Source organism: Klebsiella sp. MS 92-3 (genome assembly GCF_000195655.1).
In the GTDB taxonomy this organism is placed as follows: Bacteria; Pseudomonadota; Gammaproteobacteria; order Enterobacterales; family Enterobacteriaceae; genus Klebsiella; species Klebsiella pneumoniae.
Genome location: NZ_GL882869.1, coordinates 15,913 through 18,387, shown reverse-complemented (window position 1 = coordinate 18,387; position 2,475 = coordinate 15,913). Strand labels below are relative to the sequence as shown.

The window sequence follows — 2,475 nt, the reverse complement described above, 5'->3', positions numbered from 1 at the left end:
CCTCTCCCCCCTCGGCGCCCATCAGCGCCTCTTTTTCCAGTTCCTGTAAGGCATAGCGTTGATTCTGGGTGGTTGCGTTCATCGTCATTATCCTGTTATCAGTTAAACAGCGGCGCGCTGTTGGAGGGTACGGACGGCCGCCAGCGCGTCGTGGCGCATCGCGTCAAGGTCGAGACCGGGAATGGCGTCGTCTTCCACGATGGGGCGGCCATTGAGCAGCAGCGCCTTTAGCGCGGCGCGCCCACCGCAGGCCACCGGCCCAATGGCCATATCGTGCAGGCCGAAGTAGCGCGGATCGTCCAGCCGGTAAATGGCAAGGTCCGCCTGCATGCCGACCTGCAGGGTGCCGCTCTGCGCTAAGCCGAGGATCTGCGCCCCGCCGGCGCTGCCCCAGCGCACTACATCCTCCACCGTGGCCGCATCGGCCCCACCCTCAAAGGTCCCCCCGGCGTAGCGCGGCTGCGCCAGCATCCCCTTGCGCGCGCGCTGCAGCAGCCATGCGGCATGGGCTTCGCTTTGCATATCCGCCGCTTCATTCGAGGCGGCGCCGTCCACCCCCAGCGAGACCGGGACCCCGGCCTGCTCTAACGCCAGCAGATCGGCGATGCCGCTGCCCAGCCGGCCGTTGCTTTGCGGGCAGTGGGCGATGCCGGTTCCGGTAAGGCCCAGCAGGGCAATCTCCTCCGGCAGCAGCTTCACCAGATGGGCAAACCACACGTCATTTCCCAGCCAGTCGTGTTCCGCGCAGAACTGCACCGGCGTCATGGCGAATTTCTGCCGCGCGGCGTCGAGATAATCGACGGTTTCCGATAAATGGCTGTGCAACCGGATCCCCAGCTGGCGGGCCAGCTTCGCCATCTCCCGCAGCTGGGCGCCCGGCGCGGAGTGCAGGACGGTAGTGGGCGCCATCACCACCCGGCGCAGAGACTCGGGCCGGGGGTCGTGATAGCGGCTGACCAGCCGTTCGACATCCGCCATATAGCCGTCGAAGGTTTCCGGACGCAGCGCCACCGGCAGATCCTGTTCCACCGCCCGGCCCTGGGTCGCCCCACCCCGGCACAGGACGATGCGCATCCCCAGCGCTTCCCCTTCGCTGAAGACAATCTCCGAGGTATCGAAAGGCATATCCGGCCAGTACAGGTAGTTGTGATCCGCCACGCTGGCGCAGCCCGAGCGCAGAAGCTCCACCAGGCCAATGCGCACCGCCAGACGAAAGGTATGTTCATCGAAAGCCGCGCGAAAGCGGTACGGCGTGGCGCTCAGCCAGGCCGTCAGGCTCTGGTTCAGCCCCTGCGGCTCGCCCTTCAGCAGCGACTGAAAAAGATGGTGGTGCGTGTTCACCCACGCCGGATAGATCACGCAGTCGCGGGCATCGATCAGTCGCTCTTCCGGCAGCGGCGTCAGGCTGCCGATGGCCGCAATCCTGCCGTCGCGGATGCGAATATCCGGCCCGGCCAGCCGCGCCGCCTCTCCGGGCAGACCGCTGAGGATGGCATGGGCATTTTTAATCATTAATGACATGGCGTTGCTCCTCAGGGTTTAACCTGCATGGCCTGAACAAATTCAGTAGTGTAGGCCTGTTTCCAGTCGGTGGCCGCCGCCAGCAAACCGGCGCTGACCATAAAGTCGCGGGTCTTCTGCCAGCGCGCGTCGGTCATCGTCCCCCAGCCCTGGCTGGCGGCATCCCCGCCGTCGATCAGGTGATGCTCACGGATCTGGGTCACGCCCCAGGCGAGCAGATCGTCGGTCATTTTCGGGTTGTCCTGCTTAATCAACGCATTGCCCGGCGCCGGATCCTTGAGATAGCTCACCCAGCCCTCCATTGAGGCGCGGACAAACTTCGCCATCGCCGCTTTACGCTCGGCGATGGTTTCCGGGCGGGCGATAAGGATGCCGCCGTAGGGGGGATAGCCGTGCTCGGAAAAGAGGAAGAAGTTCGCCTTCACTCCGGCCTTCTGCACCTGGAACACCTCGGAGCTGACATAGGCCTGCTGGGCGACAGCGTCATCGACGACAAAGGGTTGAATATTGAAGGTATAGGGGCGAACCTGCGCGTCGCTCAGCTGGTATTGCGCCTTCAGCCACGGCCACCACGTCGCCTGACCGGAGCTGGAGACCAGCAGGGTTTTGTCTTTTAGCCCCTGCAGGGAGGTGACATCGGCATGGGTCAGCAGCCCCTGGGGATCGTACTGAAAGGGCGCGGCAATGGCCTTTGCCTGGAAGCCGCGCTGAATGCCTTCCAGCAGCTGCAGGTCGTAACCGATGATCACATCGGCCCGCTTCGACAACAGCAACTGCATGCCGTTGACCTGCGGTCCGCCGGAGCGGATCTCGACATCGAGACCGTATTTTTTGTACAGCCCGGTGGCCTGAGCCTGATAATACCCCCCCTGTTCCGCCTGGGCGTACCAGGAGGTCAGCAGAACGATTTTCTCCTCGGCCTGAACGGCCAGCGAGACACCGCCGAGGGGCCTC

General features: G+C 64.2%; 3 protein-coding genes. All 3 read right to left on the bottom strand.

Annotation, left to right across the window (positions count from 1 at the left end; all coding sequences use genetic code 11):
* A partial coding sequence (locus HMPREF9538_RS33460) for a hypothetical protein (protein ID WP_416352777.1) occupies positions 1 to 82 on the bottom strand: 82 nt, incomplete at its 3' end.
* A 20-nt stretch (positions 83 to 102) separates the two neighbouring features.
* Positions 103 to 1,521, bottom strand: a complete 1,419-nt coding sequence (locus HMPREF9538_RS01400; protein ID WP_020316851.1) for an amidohydrolase family protein — start codon at positions 1,519 to 1,521, stop codon at positions 103 to 105.
* A gap of 11 nt (positions 1,522 to 1,532) precedes the next feature.
* Positions 1,533 to 2,475: ABC transporter substrate-binding protein (locus HMPREF9538_RS01405; RefSeq protein ID WP_009486387.1), on the bottom strand; the 943-nt coding region annotated here is incomplete at its 5' end.

Coding starts and splice junctions, on each gene's coding strand:
- HMPREF9538_RS01400 (WP_020316851.1), bottom strand. CDS start 1,521: ATGTCATTAATGATTAAAAATGCCCATGCCATCCTCAGCGGTCTGCCC.